The sequence below is a fragment of the Bradyrhizobium sp. 153 genome, assembly GCF_023073835.1.
In the GTDB taxonomy this organism is placed as follows: Bacteria; Pseudomonadota; Alphaproteobacteria; order Rhizobiales; family Xanthobacteraceae; genus Bradyrhizobium.
The window spans coordinates 165,058-181,712 of record NZ_JADPKH010000083.1; the positions used below are offsets into that span (position 1 = coordinate 165,058).

17 protein-coding genes are annotated in these 16,655 nt (G+C 65.0%); 6 read left to right on the top strand and 11 right to left on the bottom strand.

The features are described 5' to 3' along the window. Positions 1–124: 124 nt before the first annotated feature. From IVA91_RS21380 to IVA91_RS21390, 3 genes are all read right to left on the bottom strand, one after another. Positions 125–1,369 carry an MFS transporter gene (locus IVA91_RS21380; protein ID WP_247277503.1) on the bottom strand — a complete coding sequence of 415 codons (1,245 nt, stop codon included), beginning with the start codon at positions 1,367–1,369 and terminating at the stop codon, positions 125–127. A gap of 259 nt (positions 1,370–1,628) precedes the next feature. Then, the gene (gene glmM, locus IVA91_RS21385; protein WP_247277504.1) at positions 1,629–2,972 is read right to left on the bottom strand and encodes a phosphoglucosamine mutase; all 1,344 of its coding nucleotides are present in this window, start codon (positions 2,970–2,972) and stop codon (positions 1,629–1,631) included. Between the two features lie 221 nt (positions 2,973–3,193). Beyond that, on the bottom strand, positions 3,194–3,361 hold the full coding sequence (locus IVA91_RS21390) for a hypothetical protein (protein WP_247277505.1): 168 nt from the start codon (positions 3,359–3,361) through the stop codon (positions 3,194–3,196). Between the two features lie 103 nt (positions 3,362–3,464). Here IVA91_RS21390 and IVA91_RS21395 point away from each other — a divergent pair, with 103 nt between their 5' ends. Then, positions 3,465–4,607: an alpha-hydroxy acid oxidase gene (locus IVA91_RS21395; protein WP_247277506.1), complete on the top strand. Its 1,143-nt coding sequence runs from the start codon at positions 3,465–3,467 to the stop codon at positions 4,605–4,607. Positions 4,608–4,786: 179 nt separating this feature from the next. Here the strand turns inward: IVA91_RS21395 and IVA91_RS21400 are convergent, their stop codons facing one another. From IVA91_RS21400 to IVA91_RS21430, 7 genes are all read right to left on the bottom strand, one after another. Next, complete coding sequence (locus IVA91_RS21400; RefSeq protein ID WP_247277507.1) at positions 4,787–5,413, bottom strand: hypothetical protein; 627 nt, start codon at positions 5,411–5,413, stop codon at positions 4,787–4,789. A gap of 56 nt (positions 5,414–5,469) precedes the next feature. Next, the gene (locus IVA91_RS21405; protein WP_247277508.1) at positions 5,470–6,303 is read right to left on the bottom strand and encodes a shikimate dehydrogenase; all 834 of its coding nucleotides are present in this window, start codon (positions 6,301–6,303) and stop codon (positions 5,470–5,472) included. A gap of 92 nt (positions 6,304–6,395) precedes the next feature. Next, a complete protein-coding gene (locus tag IVA91_RS21410; RefSeq protein ID WP_247277509.1) occupies positions 6,396–8,138 on the bottom strand; it encodes a SulP family inorganic anion transporter in 1,743 nt (580 codons plus the stop codon). A 93-nt stretch (positions 8,139–8,231) separates the two neighbouring features. Beyond that, on the bottom strand, positions 8,232–8,504 hold the full coding sequence (locus IVA91_RS21415) for a helix-turn-helix transcriptional regulator (RefSeq protein WP_247277510.1): 273 nt from the start codon (positions 8,502–8,504) through the stop codon (positions 8,232–8,234). A 207-nt stretch (positions 8,505–8,711) separates the two neighbouring features. Further along, on the bottom strand, positions 8,712–10,760 hold the full coding sequence (locus IVA91_RS21420) for an elongation factor G (RefSeq protein WP_247277511.1): 2,049 nt from the start codon (positions 10,758–10,760) through the stop codon (positions 8,712–8,714). Between the two features lie 223 nt (positions 10,761–10,983). Further along, positions 10,984–11,463, bottom strand: coding sequence for a DUF992 domain-containing protein (locus tag IVA91_RS21425; protein ID WP_247277512.1), 480 nt, complete (start codon positions 11,461–11,463; stop codon positions 10,984–10,986). A 160-nt stretch (positions 11,464–11,623) separates the two neighbouring features. Then, positions 11,624–12,826, bottom strand: a complete 1,203-nt coding sequence (locus tag IVA91_RS21430) for a pyridoxal phosphate-dependent aminotransferase (RefSeq protein WP_247277513.1) — start codon at positions 12,824–12,826, stop codon at positions 11,624–11,626. Between the two features lie 632 nt (positions 12,827–13,458). On the opposite strand from IVA91_RS21430, the gene IVA91_RS21435 reads away from it, so the two are divergent. The 5 genes from IVA91_RS21435 to IVA91_RS21455 all read left to right on the top strand — a co-directional run bounded on the left by IVA91_RS21435 (position 13,459) and on the right by IVA91_RS21455 (position 16,160). Beyond that, a complete protein-coding gene (locus IVA91_RS21435; protein WP_247277514.1) occupies positions 13,459–14,109 on the top strand; it encodes a glutathione S-transferase family protein in 651 nt (216 codons plus the stop codon). Between the two features lie 156 nt (positions 14,110–14,265). Beyond that, entirely contained in the window at positions 14,266–14,442 is a 177-nt protein-coding gene (locus tag IVA91_RS21440; protein ID WP_247277515.1) for a hypothetical protein, read from the top strand. Positions 14,443–14,515: 73 nt separating this feature from the next. Beyond that, complete coding sequence (locus tag IVA91_RS21445; protein ID WP_247277516.1) at positions 14,516–14,674, top strand: hypothetical protein; 159 nt, start codon at positions 14,516–14,518, stop codon at positions 14,672–14,674. Between the two features lie 128 nt (positions 14,675–14,802). After that, positions 14,803–15,615 carry a PAS-domain containing protein gene (locus IVA91_RS21450; RefSeq protein ID WP_247415006.1) on the top strand — a complete coding sequence of 271 codons (813 nt, stop codon included), beginning with the start codon at positions 14,803–14,805 and terminating at the stop codon, positions 15,613–15,615. Positions 15,616–15,704: 89 nt separating this feature from the next. Then, entirely contained in the window at positions 15,705–16,160 is a 456-nt protein-coding gene (locus IVA91_RS21455) for a GNAT family N-acetyltransferase (RefSeq protein WP_247277518.1), read from the top strand. 164 nt (positions 16,161–16,324) lie between these two features. Here IVA91_RS21455 and IVA91_RS21460 read toward each other — a convergent pair whose 3' ends face one another. After that, complete coding sequence (locus IVA91_RS21460) at positions 16,325–16,648, bottom strand: antibiotic biosynthesis monooxygenase (RefSeq protein WP_247277752.1); 324 nt, start codon at positions 16,646–16,648, stop codon at positions 16,325–16,327. Positions 16,649–16,655 lie beyond the last annotated feature (7 nt).

Here is a 16,655-nt window from a genome sequence, read left to right on the forward strand (position 1 = left end):
TGATTTTTTCTGACAGTACACGCGCGCGCCGCGCCAGCGTTGCAAAAAAGCAGCGCCAAATGCGACTTCCTTCGCCGCATTCCCTAACGATGTGTGAAACCGCAAGGCGGCAAGAGAGGATGTGTTAACGCGCGTGCCGCGGCAGCCTGGGTAGGAACACTGCAAGCAGGCCGATCGCCGGCAGAAAAGCGCAGACCTGATAGACGAAAGCGATCGAGGTGTGGTCGGCGAGCTTGCCGAGCACGGCCGCGCCCAGCCCACCGATGCCGAAGGCGACACCGAAGAACACGCCGGAGATCATGCCGAAGCGATGCGGCACCAGTTCCTGCGCGAACACGATGATCGATGACGTCGTCGAGGAGATGATCAGGCCGATGACGACGCTGAGCACCGCGCTCGCATAGAGGCCGGCATAGGGCAGCGCCAGCGTGAACGGCAGCGCGCCGAGGATCGAGATCCAGATCACGATCTTGCGGCCGAAGCGGTCGCCCAAGGGACCGCCGAGAAACGCACCCACGGCGTTCGCCGCCAGGAAGATGAAGAGATAGATCTGCGCAGCCTGCGTCGACACGCCGAAGCGGTCGATCAGGTAGAAGATGTAATAGCTCGACAGGCTCGATACGTAGAGCTGCTTGGAGAACAAGAGCGCGACCAGCACGAGCAGCGCGACCGCGACGCGGCGCGAGCTCGGACCACCCGGCTGGCTGTGAACGGGGGCTGCCTTCTTCGCCGTGATCTGCGGCGCGTACCAGCGGCCGATGCGCCACAGGATGAGGATCGCGAGGAAGGCGATCGAAGAGAACCAGGCGATGCTGCCCTGCCCGAACGGCACGACGATGAGCGCGGCCAGCACCGGTCCCATCGAGGTGCCGAAACTGCCGCCGAGCTGGAACACGGATTGCGCAAAGCCGTAGCGGCCGCCGGAGGCGAGCCGCGCGATGCGCGCCGACTCCGGGTGAAACACCGCCGAGCCGAGACCGACCAGCGCGGCGGCGACGAGAATGACGAGGTATTGATGCGCGGCGCTGAGCAGCAAGAGGCCGAAGAAGGTCGAGGCCATGCCGATCGCCAGCGAATAGGGCTGCGCCTTCTTGTCGGTGTAGTGCCCGACCACCGGCTGGAGCAGCGAGGCCGTGAACTGGAAGGCCAGCGTGATCATGCCGATCTGCGCGAAATCGAGCGCATAGGTGTCCTTCAGGATCGGATACACCGAGGCGATCAGCGACTGCATGGTGTCGTTGAGGAAGTGCGAGACGCTGATGCCGGCGAGCACCACGTAGACCGGCCCTGGCGCTTTGGCGGGCGCCACGTCGTTGACGACGACGGGCTCGGTCAGTGTTTCCTCTGAGACGACGACAGGCTTGTTCAATGCAGCAATCCCGGCGCGGCAGATTGCCGCGACCTCTTAGGTACGATGCAAGCGGCAGTAGAACCAGCGTCAACGGCAAATAGCTGGGATGCGCGGGTCTTACCCTCTCCCCTTGTGGGAGAGGGTGGATCGCCGCGTCAGCGGCGAGACGGGTGAGGGGTCTGCCTCCGCGAGTCTCTCTAGCAGTTGGGGGCGAGGATAGAACCCATCATCCGGCGCTTCGCGCCACCTTCTCCCACAAGGGGAGAAGGAAGAGCCCTTACGCCGCCGCCTGGCCCAGCGCGGAGACGATAGTGTCGACGACGTCCTCGACCAGGATGCGGTCCTCGCCCTCGCCCATGACGCGGATCACGGGCTCGGTGCCGGAGGAGCGGATCAGGAGGCGGCCGTGGCCGTTGAGGCGCTTCTCGCCGTCGGAGATCGCCGACTTGACGTCGGAATCGTCGAGCGGCTTGCCGCCCTTGTGGCGGACGTTCTTCAGGATCTGCGGCAGCGGATCGAAGCGGTGGCAGACTTCGGAGACGGGGCGGCGCAGCTTCTGCACCACCGCCAGCACCTGCAGGGCCGCAACGAAGCCGTCGCCGGTGGTCGCGTAGTCGGACAGGATGATGTGGCCGGACTGCTCCCCGCCGAGATTGTAGCCGCCGTTCAGCATCTGCTCGAGCACGTAGCGGTCGCCGACCGGCGTGCGGACGAGATCGAGCCCCTGCCCGTTGAGGAAGCGCTCGAGGCCGAGATTGGACATCACGGTGGCGACGATGCCCGGCCGCGACAGCCGGCCGTCCTCCTTCCAGCTTTGCGCGATCACCGCGAGCAGCTGGTCGCCGTCGACCAGATGGCCGCGCTCGTCGACCAGGATGACGCGATCGGCGTCACCGTCGAGCGCAATGCCGATGTCGGCGCGCATCTCGCGCACTTTCTTCGACAAGGCTTCCGGCGAGGTGGAGCCGCATTCCTTGTTGATGTTGAAGCCGTCGGGCTCGACGCCGATCGGCACCACATCCGCACCCAATTCCCATAGCGCTTCCGGCACCACCTTGTAGGCGGCGCCATTGGCGCAATCGATCACAACGCGCAGGCCGTCGAGCGACAGATCGCGCGGCAGCGTGCGCTTGGCGAATTCGATGTAGCGGTCATGCACGCCGTCGATGCGGCGGGCGCGCCCCAGGCTCGCGCTCTGTGCGAGACGCTTGTCGAGGGATTCATCGAGCAGCTGCTCGATCTGCCTCTCGACGTCGTCGGAGAGCTTGAAGCCCTGCGGGCCGAACAGCTTGATGCCGTTGTCCTCGAACAGATTGTGCGAAGCCGAAATCATGACGCCGAGATCGGCCCGCATGGATTTGGTCAGCATCGCGACCGCCGGTGTCGGCATCGGGCCGACTAGCAGCACGTCCATGCCGACCGAAGTGAAGCCCGCGACCATCGCGTATTCGATCATGTAGCCGGACAGGCGGGTGTCCTTGCCGATCACGACTCGATGGCGATGGTCACCGCGCTGAAACGCAAGCCCTGCGGCTTGGCCGACCTTGAGCGCGAGCTCCGGCGTGATCAGTCCGTTGGCGCGGCCCCGAATCCCGTCCGTCCCGAAATATTTGCGGCTCATATCGTCCCCCAGGCAACAACCAGGGACCCCTCTACAACCACGGGCTGCCCGAAAGGGCCCCGCATCCCTGATTTGCCGAGCACTTATAAAGCCATCGCGGCTAAGTTGGCTTCAAAAAATATGATAAATCATTACGGAACCGGGCACGCCGCTGCCCTGATAACGTATTGTTAACATTATATTTCCGAACTGGGAAGCCGGAACGGGAACGGAACCTGTCCCTAGCCGGTGCGCTTCACATGCCCGTCCCCGCGGCTCGGCGGCGGCTGGGTGACATTGACGGGATCGGAGGCGGGAAAGGTCTCTTCCAGACCTTCTTCCAGCGCTTCCTCGAGGGCGCGCTTCTCCTTGGTCTCTTCCGGCGAAGGTCCGGCGTGCGGCCTCGTCATGGCGCCCTCCTGCAAAACGGTCTGGCAAACGATTTGGCTGTGCATCCAACCATGCTAGATGACCCCGAAATCATCCGATGCAAGACGGGCCGGGGAAACGATCATGAAGCACATCACCTGTATCGACGATCTCCGTGCGCTGCATAAGCGCCGCGTGCCGAAGGCGTTCTTCGATTATTGCGACCGCGGCTCCTATGCCGAGGAGACGCTGCGCGCCAACCGCGAGGACATGCAGGCGATCAAGTTCCGCCAGCGCATCCTGGTCGACGTCTCCAAACGCGACACCTCGACCACAATCCTCGGCGAGCCCTCGACCATGCCGCTGATCCTCGCGCCCGTCGGCCTGCTCGGCATGCAGCATGGCGACGGCGAGATCCATGCCTGCCGCGCCGCGCAGGCCGCCGGTATCCCGTTCACGCAATCGACGATGTCGATCTGCTCGATCGAGGACATCGCCGCCAATGTCGAGAAGCCGTTCTGGTTCCAGCTCTATGTCATGAAGGACCGCGGCTTCATCAAGGACTTGATCCAGCGCGCCATCGCAGCGAAGTGCAGCGCGCTGGTGCTGACCGTCGATCTTCAGGTGATCGGCCAGCGCCACGCCGACATCAAGAACGGCATGACGGTACCGCCGGAATGGTCGCTATCGAAATTGCTGGATTTCGCCAGCAAGCCGGCCTGGGTTTCCGGCGTGCTGCAAGGCAAGCGCCGCACGTTCGGCAACATCGCCGGCCACGTGAAGAACACCGAGGATCTCAACCGCCTCGCCGAATGGACCGCGTCGCAGTTCGACACCTCGCTGAACTGGAAGGACGTCGAGTGGGTCCGCAGCATCTGGCCTGGCAAGCTCATCCTTAAGGGCATTTTGGACGTCGAGGATGCCGAGGAAGCCGCCAAGACCGGCGCGCAGGCCCTGGTCGTCTCCAACCATGGCGGCCGGCAGCTCGACGGCGCGCCGTCATCGATCGAGGTGCTGCCCGAGATTGCGGACGCGGTCGGCGAGAAGATGGAGATCATGTTCGACGGCGGCATCCGCTCCGGCCAGGACGTGATGCGCGCGCTCGCGCTCGGCGCCAAGTCCTGCATGATCGGCCGCGCCTATGCCTATGGCCTGGGGGCTGGCGGCCAGGCCGGCGTCGCCAAGGCGATCGACATCATCCAGAAGGAGCTGCTCACCACCATGGGCCTGTGCGGCGTCAACCGGATCGACGAGATCGACGATCATATCATTGCGGCAGCACCGTAGCGTCTTGGGTGGGCAGGGCGCTTGTCCACCGTAGCTCGACGAGCGAAGGCGGAAGCGTGGCGACCTTCGTTCCAAGTTGAGAGAAGACGTGGGCACGGCGCGAGCGCGCCTTTGCCCCTTGCTCGGCGAGATGCAGCAACACTAACAGCCTCGTCCCGGCGGAGGCGACCGCTCTCCCCTCACATTGGCGGCGTGAGGCCGTCGCGGCCGACGCTGACGCGGTTGGTCTCGAAAGAGCCGTCCGGCAATTGCTTCATGAAGGCGATGACCTTGGCACCGGTCTTCAGATCGGATTTGTCGCCGGGCACCAAGGTCACCACCGGGGTGTTGTCGGGAACGAACACCTTCTTCTCGCCGTCCTTGTACTTGACCAGCAGCGTGTGGCCGTCATTGCCGACCACGCTCTCGGCGACCGTCGCATTGGTCATGCTGGAGTTGGGCTTGAGGTCCCAGGGCCGCGAGCCCTCGCCGGTGCCGCGCATGCTCTCCGGAAACACGTGGACCTCGACCGCGTTCTGGCCGCCATCCGGCCCCGGCACGGTGGTGGCGCCGATGAACGAACCGGGCTTGATGTCGGCGAGTGAGATCTTGGTGATGCCCGAGACGTTCACATCAGCGGCGATGTGAAGCTTGAAATCTTCGCCGCTGCGCGACTTGACCTGCATGGTGTCGCCATTGACGTTCTCGATCGTGCCGCGCACACGCGTCGGCACCGGCGCTTTTTGGGCGGTGGCGCAGTAGGTCGAGAGGGTCACCATCGCGATGGCGAGAAGTGGACGTGTGAAAGTTGCGCGTTGAACAGACATGGCGGTCTCCGGTTGTCCCCACGGAGATAGAACTCCGGAACAGCCGCGCCATTCTCTCAAGTCTTTGTGAGATCGGCCTCGACCAGCGCGCGCAGCTCGGTGGTGACTTCAGGACGCCGGCCGAACCACAGCTCGAAGCCGCGCACCGCCTGGTGCAGCAACATGCCGAGCCCGTCGGCGGTCTTCAGCCCGTGCGCTTTGGCTGCCGCAAGCAGCGGCGTCACCAGCGGGACATAAACGAGATCGGCGACCACCGCCGCCTCCGGCAGGCGCGCCACATCGATATCGAGCGGAGGCTGGCCGTGCATGCCGAGCGAGGTCGTGTTCACGAGAAGTTTTGCACGCGGCAGCACGTCGTTGATGCTGTCCCATGTCACAGGATGCACCTTTGGCCCAAAGAGACTTGCCAGCGTCTCCGCCCGCGCGATGGTGCGATTGGCGAGATGGATGCGCTTGATGCCTTGCTCACGCAGGCCGAACACGACCGCGCGCGAGGAGCCGCCAGCCCCGAGGACCAGCGCCTCCTCAGCCGCATTCCAGCCGGGCGCGCTGGCGTCGAGATTGCCGATGAAGCCTTCGACGTCGGTATTGGTCGCGTGCAGCTCGCCGTCTTCGAACCACAGCGTATTGGCGGCACCCACAGCCGTTGCGCGCGCATCGGGTTTCGACAGCGCCAGCACGTCCTCCTTGTGCGGGATGGTGACGTTGGCGCCAACGAAGCCGCGCAGCGACAGCCGCAGCACGAAGTCACGCAAATCCTCGGGCGGGACAGCCTCGATGACGTAGCCGCCCTCGATCCCGAGCGTGCGCAGCCAGTAATGATGAATCAGCGGCGATCGCGAATGCGCCGCCGGCCATCCGATCAGACAAGCGGCGGGAGCCCTGGTCACGGTCGTCCTTCCCTCAAGCGATATGGAAGGCGATCCATTTCGCGTCCCGACGGCTCTGTCAAGCGCACGAGCGCCGCATCGCCACGGCGCCGTCAGCTCGCAGCAGCCTCATCGGCTGCAGAGCTCTTGATGTCAGCAATGGCGCGCTCGAGGCTCTGGCGATAGCGCGCGCGGGGCGGCGTCACGCCATGGGTGAGCAGCGCGCGGCGAACCGCTGGCGAGGCGCCCGTGATGAACAGCCTGATGCCCTGGCGATGAGCCCTCGCGGCGACGCGCCCGAGCACGTTCGCCGCGGTGGAGTCCAGGAACGGCACCGCGGCGAAATCGACCACGAAGGCCTTGCGCCGGTCGGCGATGCCGTCGAGCACGCTTCCGATCGCAGAGGCGGCGCCGAAGAAGAACGCGCCGGTGATGCGATAGACCAGCACGTCGCGGTCCACCGCAAGCGCGGGGTCGTAGGGAATGCGCGAACCGTTGCCGTCGTCGGGACGATCGGCGGCCACGAGCGGCGTGCGCTCCTCGATGCCCGTCGTCTCCGCCATGCGGTGGATGAACAGCACCGCGCCGAGCGCGAAGCCGACCAGAATGCCTTCGGTGAGATCGCGAAAGATCGTGAGCAGGAAGGTCGCGAGCAGCACGACGGCATCGCCCCATGACGAGCGCAGCAGCGTCGCGAATTCGTGCTTCTCCGCCATGGTCCAGGCCACGACCACGAGCACGGAGGCGAGCGCAGCCAGCGGAATGTAGCTTGCGAGCGGCGCCGCGATCAGCATGAACAACAGCAGGAAGAACGCGTGCAGCATCCCCGCGAGCGGCCCGCGCGCGCCAGCGCGGATATTGGTCGCGGTGCGCGCGATCAGGCCGGTGACGCAGATGCCGCCGAACAGCGCCGAGCCGATATTGGCGGCGCCTTGCGCCACCAGCTCGCAATTGGAACGGTGGCGGCGTCCGGTCATGCCGTCGGCCACCACTGCCGATAGCAGCGATTCGATCGCCGCCAGCAGCGCGAACGCAATCGCATCCGGCAGCACGGCCCTTGCCTTCTCAAGCGAGAAGGCGGGCAGCGCTGGCGACGGCAGCTCGCGCGGAATGCCGCCGAAGCGCGAGCCGATGGTCTCGACCGGCAGCGACAATACGGCAGTTGCGACCGCCGCAAACACGACCGCGATCAGGATGCCGGGCCAGGACGGCCGCCAGCGACGCAACACGCCAATGATGACGATGCTGACGATCGCGACCGCGACGGCGGCTGGATTGACGGTGTTGAGGCCGCCGGCGAGCGCAACGAGTTTCGGGACGAATTCGCTGGGCTCTTTTCCCGCAAGCGTGATGCCGCCGAGATCGCGGAGCTGGCTCGCAAAGATGATGACGGCGATGCCGGCAGTGAAGCCGACGGTTACGGGATAGGGAATGAACTTGATGTAGGTGCCGACCCGCAACAGGCCCGCCGTGACCAGGAACAGCCCCGCCATCAGGGTGGCGAGGATGACGCCCTCGACGCCGTGCCGCTCGGCCGTCACCGCAACCAGGACGATGAAAGCGCCCGCGGGTCCGCCGATCTGGAAACGGCTGCCGCCGAGCAGCGACACGATGAAGCCGCCGATAACGGCGGTGTAGAGGCCGCGATCCGGTGTCACGCCCGATGCGATCGCGATCGCCATCGACAGCGGCAACGCCACGATCGCGACCGTGAGGCCGGCGAAGACGTCGGCGCGAAAGTCCGCGGCGCCGTATCCCTCACGCCAGACGGTGACGAGCTTTGGCAAGTATAATTCGGCAAAAGTCGGCCGGCGAAGCTGATGCAGTCTGCCCGCGTGATCGCTTGTGATGCTCATGCCCCACGATGCTCCGAAGCATCGTGCGTCCCGTGTTGCCGAGGTGCGACGATGCGCTAGCCCATCCTGATCCCGAGCATGATCAACGCCCGATCATGCCCCCACCCGCCGCGGCGGCCCCGGCTGCTTGAGGCGAACGCCGCGCCCGCCGCTGTCGCTGCGGGCCTGCTCGCCGATCAGCTCGACGCCCGCCCGATCGAACGCCTCGACCACCTTGATCAGGGTCTCGACCACGCCGCGAACATTGCCGGTGCTGGCTTCCATCCGCTGGATGGTCGGCAGCGAAACGCCGGCGAGTTCGGCCAGGGTTTTCTGGTCAATGCCGAGCAGCGCGCGCGCTGCCCGCATCTGGAACGACGTGATCACCGTGGCCTCACGTATCAGAATCTATAAATGATATCTGGAGCATATACAATGATGCAAAATACATCATTCGGGGCCAACCGCAAGGGTTTCATGGGCTGCCCATGTCTGTCTCTCTGCAATCAATAAAGGTTGACAAGCCAGCGTCTCCCCTCGCCCTCTCCGCGCAAGGGCGGGGAGAGGGTAAGGGGACTGTGCTTCCCCAATAGATCACGCCGCGTGCTGATGAGCGGCGATGATCTGGTCGGCGGCGCGGCCGGTCACTTCGGCCATGTGGTCGAACTGGCGGGTGAAGCTGCCGGCGCCGGCGGTGGCCGAGCGCAGCTCGACGATCAGCTCACCGATCTCGGCTTCCGGCATCATGGCGCGGACGCAGTCCCAGCCGCTCCAGCCGTCTCGGGTGTCGAAGCCGAGGATCTGGCCACGCCGCGCCGACAGGATCGCGTTGATCTTGGCGGTGGCATCGGTCGGGCAGACGATCTCGACCATGTGGATCGGCTCGAGCAAGACCGGCTGGCATTGCGGCAGGCCCTCGTTGAGCCCGATCCGTGCCGCCGTGCGGAAGGCGAGGTCGGAGGAATCGACGCTGTGATAGGAGCCGTCGGTCAGCGTCACCTGCACGTCGGTGACAGGGAAGCCGAGCGGGCCGCGCGCCAATCCGTCGACGACGCCTTCCTCCACCGCGGGGATGTAATTGCGCGGCACCGCGCCGCCCACCACTTTTTCGGCGAACTTGAAGCCATCGCCGCGCGGCAGCGGCCTGATTTCGAGCACGACGTCGCCGAACTGGCCGTGACCGCCGGACTGCTTCTTGTGGCGGCCACGCTGGACGATCGGCTTGCGGATGGTCTCCTGATAACCGATCGCGGGCGGGTGCGAGGTGACCTTGACGCCGAAGCGGTCGCGCAGCCGCTCGCCGGCGACCCGCAGATGCATTTCGCCCTGGCCCCACAGCACGGTGTCGTGGGTCCGGGCGTTCTGCACGACCACCAGCGATGGATCCTCCTCGTGCAGGCGGGCCATCGCCTGGCCGAGCTTCACGTCGTCCTTGCGATCGGTCGCCGCGATCGAGATCGCGAGCACCGGCGGCGTCGGCTCCACGGTGACGAGCGCAGCCGGCGGGGTCTTGCCGCTCGAGACAGTGTCGCCGGTCTTCACGGGATCGAGCTTGGCGAGCGCGACGGTGTCGCCGGCTTCGGCCGAGGCACGCTTGGTGTCGTAGGCGCCATTGACGGCGAGGATGCCGGAGATGCGCCCCGCGCCGCCGGAAGAGGATTGCAGCGTGGCGCCGTCGTCGAGATGGCCGGCGAGCAGCCGCGTCAGCGACAATTTTCCGCCATGCTGCGAATGCAACGTCTTGAAGACGTAGCCGAGCGCATCCTTGGTCTCGGGAACGCCGAGACGTTTTGCGGTCTCCGCGACGCCCGGCGCCTCATGGCGCAGCGCCTTCATCAGGCGCAGCACGCCGTTTTCGCGCGCGGCGGCGCCCAGCAGTACCGGACAGATCAGCCCTTCGCGCAATTCACGGGCGAGATCGTCGAACACGGCATCGCGCGGCGGCTGGATGTCCTCGAGAAGCTGCTCCATCAGCGCATCGTCGTGATCGGCGAGCTTCTCCAGCATCGAGAAGCGGGCCTCTTTCTCGCGGTCGAGATTGCCGCCTTCGAGCGCGATCACCTCGGAGGCCTTGTGTTCGCGATAGATGAAGGCGCGCTCGAGCGCGAGATCGACGAAGCCCTCGATCAGCTCGCTTTTCCAGATCGGGATCTGGCGCAGTACCAGCGGCACGCGTGAGGCGGGCTGTAGCGTTGCGAGGCTCTCGCGGACGCGCTCGGTGGCGCGATCGATCTTGTTGAGGAACAGGAAACGCGGGATCTTCAGCTCTTCCAGTTCGCGCAGGATGATCTGAAGCTGCGGCAGCTTCTTCTCGTCGGCCTCGCAAACCACGACCGCGGCGTCGACCGCAGGCAGCACGGCGCGCATGTCATAGGCGAATTCAACGGAACCGGGACAGTCGAGGAAGGTGTAGCTGTCGCCCATGAAGGTCGTGGTGGCGGCAGTCAGGCCGACGGTCATCTTGTGATGACGGGCCTCGGGCGTGGCGTCACCGACAGAAGTTCCGGCATCGACGCTGCCGGCGCGGGGGATTGCGCCCGTTCGCGCTAGGATTGCTTCGAGAAGCGTGGTTTTACCGCTTTGGAATGGGCCCACTAGCGCAATGCACCGTGGACCTCGGGGACTTCTGACGTCCTGTCCCATTCGCCGCCTCCTTTTTTGTGGAGCTCGGCCCATGATTGGGTCGGCAAGCGCAGATGCTCTGCCCGTCCCCGAGATTTGGCAAGCATCAAACGTCGCTGCGGTGCGTCGTCGGCTCGATCAAGACTTCAACTCTTGACGATTGGTACGACTATCGGCCCGAGCGTTCCACCTCTCCGCGACGGGGGAGGCGAGCCGCCGCCGGTGCAGTTAGAATTGACGGCAATCAGCGGCCCGGACGGAGTTCCAGACTCTCCAGACCGGCGGCGACGTTGAGGCCGACCTGGCCCTGCACGCTGAGCGGCTGAAGGGCGATCGAATTGTTGGAGCCGCCGACCAGCACGTTGCCCCCAAGGCCGACGCCGACCGAGGCGCTGCCCTGCGCGCCGGCGTAATTGCCGGAGAGATCGCCGGGGCCGAGCCGGTCGACCGGCGCGAACACGCCCCAGGCGAGCGCCGTCTCCTGGGTGATGCCGATGTCGAGACCAACTTTGCGGATGGTCGCGACGTAGCGGTCGTCGGGTAGACCATCGGCGCGCAGCACGCAGCCGAGATGGGTCACCGATCCCACGATGAAGCCGACGCTGGCGCCGCCGCGGCACTCGAGCACGCCGACCCGTGCCATCCGCTGCTGCGCGCCGGCGGCAGCGACGGAGACAACGAGGCTTGCCGCTGCGAGCCCGGAGAGGAGGAACGAACGGCGCATGAAACGTCTCCGGCGATGATGGGGTGCGAGCAGGAAGGCGCGGCACACGCCGCATGATGGTCTATGCCACAATAGTTGTGGTGGGGCCAGCTCGCGCGGACGCGACAGAAAAAGGGCCCACTAACCGCGGGCCCTTTGATTTCACGTCGTTGCTGCGCGCTTACCGCAGATTGCCGCAGAAGCGCTGGATGCGCTTGCAGGCGTCTTCGAGGTCCGAAGTCTTGGTCGCATAGGAGATGCGGAACGCCGGTCCCAGGCCGAAAGCCGACCCCTGCACCACGGCGACGCCTTCGGTTTCCAGCAGCTCGGTGACGAACGTCTCGTCATTGTCGATCACCTTGCCCGACGGCGCGGTCTTGCCGATCGTGCCGGCGCAGGACGGATAGACGTAGAACGCCCCTTCCGGCCGCGGGCACTCGATGCCTTTGGCCTGATTGAGCATGGAGACGACGAGATCGCGGCGCTCCTTGAACACCTTGTTGTTGGCTGGGATGAAGTCCTGCGGACCGTTCAGCGCTTCGACCGCAGCCCATTGCGCAATGGACGACGGGTTCGAGGTCGACTGCGACTGGATCGTCGACATCGCCTTGATCAGCTGCGCCGGGCCGCCGGCATAGCCGATGCGCCAGCCGGTCATGCAATAGGCCTTCGACACGCCGTTCACGGTGAGCGTGCGGTCGTAGAGTTTCGGCTCGACCTGCGCGACCGTGGTGAACTGGAAGTCGTCATAGACGAGATGCTCGTACATGTCGTCGGTCATCACCCAGACGTGGGGATGCCTGAGCAGCACGTCGGTGAGCGCCTTCAGCTCGGACTTGGTGTAGGCAGCTCCCGTCGGGTTCGACGGCGAGCACAGGATCACCCATTTGGTCTTCGGCGTGATCGCGCGCTCCAGCGCCTCCGCCTGAAGCTTGAAGCCTGTCGCAGCGGTGCAGACCACCGGTACCGGCTCGCCACCGGCGAGCGCCACCATCTCGGGATAGCTGACCCAATAGGGCGCGGGAATGATCACCTCGTCGCCCGGATTGATGGTCGCCATCAGCGCGTTGTAGAGCACCTGCTTGCCGCCTGTGCCGACGATGATCTGGTTCGGCTTGTAGACGACGCCGTTCTCGCGCTGAAACTTGGCGATGATGGCTTCCTTCAACTCGGGAATGCCGTCGACCGCAGTGTACTTGGTCTTGCCGGCTTCGATAGCGCGGATCGCCGCCAGTTTGATGTTGGCGGGCGTGTCGAAATCGGGCTCGCCGGCGCCGAGGCCGATGACGTTGCGGCCCGCCGCTTTCAGCGCGCGTGCTTTATCCGTGACCGCGATGGTCGCGGACGGCTTCACACGGTCGAGCGCAGCGGCAAGGAAGGACATCGTCATCTCCTGACAAGCGTCGTGAAGCCCTTCGCCTCACGACTCCGATTGTGGGAATGAGCCACCCTAAAACGGGAGCCGCTGCACCGCAAGAAACTTCGGCCCGATCTCGAAGAAGTTTACGGATTTCCCGCGCTTCGAGGCGCGATTACCGCAATGTTCCGCAACTTTGCCAGCCAAATCCCTCATATCCGGCAAGGCTTGTCCTCGGAGCAATTTGTCGCTTCCGGCCGAAGTTTTCTCATGGCGCGCTTGCCGTCGTCTGAAGTTTCGCCGGCCCAAATGGCGAAGCCTTGGCGTAGCCGCGTCCCAGCCATCTACACCTGGCCGCGCGCACGAAGAACGTGGATGCCTCGGACAAGCCCGGGCATGACGGCGCGCTGCATCCAAATCGCATGCGATCGTCGCCGACCTCACGAATGCCCGACGCAACGCGCCCGTGCTCTAACGCAAGCGTGATCTCGTTTGCGCGGTCGCGCGGAAATGATCTTTCGTGGCGTTGCAGTGCGGTAGGGATTTCGAGTTTTTCTATTGGCTGGCTCTTGCAGCGGATTCGCATCGGCATCATTGTTTAGCCGCGCTGCAGGGCAGCCAGCGCCGCGCCTTCCCGTCCTCGGAAACGAACTCCCAGAATGTACAAACTCTATTCGATGCAGCGCTCCGGCAACAGCTACAAGGTCCGCCTTGCGCTGGCGCTGCTCAACGTGCCTTACGAAGCCATCGAGGTCGACATTCTGCGCGGCGAGAGCCGCACGCCGGACTTTCTGGCGAAGAACCCGTCGGGCCAGGTGCCGCTGCTCGAGGTCGGCGGCGACCGCTATCTCGCCGAGTCCAACGCCATCCTCTGGTACGTCGCCGTCGGCACGCCGCTCGCGCCAGAGAACCGCATCGACCGCGCCGAGGCGCTGCAATGGATGTTCTTCGAGCAGCACGCGCTCGAGCCCAACATCGGCGCGGCCTATTTCTGGCTGTCGCTGGTCAAGGGCGGCCGCGATCTCCAGACCCATTCGCTCGAGGACTGGATGGAGCGCGGCTATGGCGCGCTCCAGGTCATGGAGAACCATCTCAAGACCAACGCCTATTTCGCCGCGCGCCAGCTGACGGTCGCCGACATCGCGCTCTACGGCTACACCCACCTCGCCGACCGCTGCGATTTCGACCTTTCGACCTTCCCGGCGATCCGGGACTGGCTGAAGCGCGTCGAATCTGCGCCCGGCTTCGTCACGATGGACTGGCGCCCGGCCGACGTCGACGACCCCGCCAGCATCGCCGTGGGCGCCTGACAGGCTAGTCCCCGCTGGCGAATAGCGGGCACAAGGGTCGTCTTTGCCGCAATCTCGCCGTTTTCGGCGCGACGGCCGCCGCAATGTTGCCCGTTGAAACGGTGAAATTGTCCCGCGTCGCGGGTGATTCGCTCGCGTGTTGAAGGATTTAGACCCATGACTCGGGCGTCCGGCACGGCAGGCTTCCAGGGCCGATCCGCCACCGTCGCGTCTTCCCGGCTGACCAATGCGGTCGCGGCCTCGCTCGCCGTCGCCGCGCTCTCGCTGTGCCTGATCGTCACGCTGACGGTCATGTCGACCAAGGCGACCATGGCAATGGGCCTGCCGATCTGATTCCCGTTTCATCCTGGACCAGCCTTCAAGCCGCCGTGTGGCCCTTGCCGACCGGCATTGCGACAGGACCTCGATGAAGTCACCTGTGGTAGTCGTTGCAATCACGCTGACTGCGGCCATCCTGGTCGCGGCGTCGCTGTTGATTTTCACCGGCATGCGCAAGAGCTCGGGCACCTCGACGCTGAATGCACCGTCGCTGCAACAGCGCCTCAGGCACTCGCACTTGGTCTAAAATCATCCGAAAGATTTGCGCTCCGCGGCAAGGGTCTCTTAAGCGCGCCGCGCGAAATCGCATCGCATCAGCGCAACGATGAGCCAGTGTTGCTGCGTTGCCTCGTTCAGGAGGAGCGAGACTGGCCCATGCGGCTCGGGTGGCGTGCGATCTCCGGTCCGGTGCTGACGGCAGCGACGCTGCTGCTGGCGATGCTGTTCGATCACTTCATCCCCACTCCCTCCCCTGCGCCGCTGTTGGTCTGCATCGTGGCGCTGGCCGGTGCGCTGTCGGGTCTCGCCTCCGCCATGACCAGCGCAGCCATCGCGGTCGCCGGCGCTGCGCTGCTCTTCCTTAACCAGCATGGCGTCTCCGGATACGGCATCGCAGACCTGGTCCGGCTCGGCCTGCTGGCAATCATGGCCGCCGGCACCGCAGCCGTCACCGGCCTGATGCGCGAGCGGCTGCTCGGCACGTTCGCGGGCGAGCGCCAGAGCCACGCTACCGCCGCGCGCTTGTCGGCCGCGCTCGACCAGATCGATATCGGCGTCGTGCTGCTCGATGCCGAGACCCGAGCCGAATTCATCAACCGCGCGTTCCGCGATTATTTTGCGGTGCCCGACCAGATCGCCGACCGCAAGCCGCCCTTCATCGCGCTGATGTATCACGGCCGCGATACCGGCGCGTTCGAGCTGCCCGAGGACGAGCTCGGCACCTTCATCGCGCAGCGCATGGAGATGGTGCGGATCGGCGATGCCAGGCCGATCAACATCGCCTTGCGCAATGGCGAGGTGCTGCGTTTCGTCTGCACCGCGCTGCCCGACGGCGGCCGCATGCTGAGCTACACGCCGGTGACCGATCTCGTGCGCCACACCGACGCGCCCGCGCGTGCCGACTACTACCGCTCGCTGCGCGATCCGGCGAACCGAAGGCTGATCCGCTCTTTGCGCCTTGCAGAGTGATGCGACAGCAGGATTGATCGGCAGCGCGATAATCTCGTATCAAGGATGCCTCACCGGCCGTTGGCATCCTCCGAGCCCAGGAATTTCAGATGTCCCTCACCATTCGCTCCGTCACGAAGCAGGATTACGAACAATGGCTGCCGCTGTGGGACGGCTACAACACCTTCTACGGCCGTTCGGGCCCGACCGCGCTCGCGCCAGAGATCACGCGCATGACGTGGCAACGTTTCTTCGACGCCTATGAGCCGGTGCATGCGCTGGTCGCCGAGAGCGACGGCCAATTGCTCGGACTGACGCATTATCTCTTCCATCGCAGCACCACCGCGATCGAGCCGTCCTGCTATTTGCAGGATTTGTTCACGCGCGAGGCCGCGCGCGGCAAGGGGGTTGCCTCGGCGCTGATCTATGGTGTGTATGAGCGGGCGAAACTGGCGAGGTCGCCGCGCGTCTATTGGCAAACGCACGAGACCAATGTCACCGCGCAGCGACTGTACGACAAGGTCGCGGAGCGGTCCGGCTTCATCGTCTATCGCAAGATATTCTAATCTTCGCAGGCAGCGCCTGTGGATAATTCCTGCCTGTCACCCGCGCGTAACACAGCGGAACTACGCTGCACCTGCGTCTGGTCAGGCCCCCCGTCACCGATCAAGCGCCCCAAGCGGTCCCCGTCAGTCGCCGCGTCTGACAGGGGCCGCATTTTTTATGGCAGTCACTTCGCGCCGCGCCCGACCGTCTGCATCACCTCAAAACCTTCGAACTGGGGATGGCCGAGATAGAGCGGCTTGTTGTCGCCAGCCCGGTGATGCGCCGCGCGAAATGCCTCCGACTTGGTCCACGCCTCGAACGCCGCGTAATTCGCCCACACCGTGTGCGAGGCGTAGAGCGTATGGTCTTCGAGCTCGGGGCCCTTCAACAGATGGAATTCGACGAAGCCCGGCACCGTGTCCAGATGAGTGTCGCGCGTGAGCCAGACCTGCTCGAAAGCGGCCTCGGAGCCCTTGGCGACGCGGAACCGGTTCATGGCGATGTACATTGCGGTG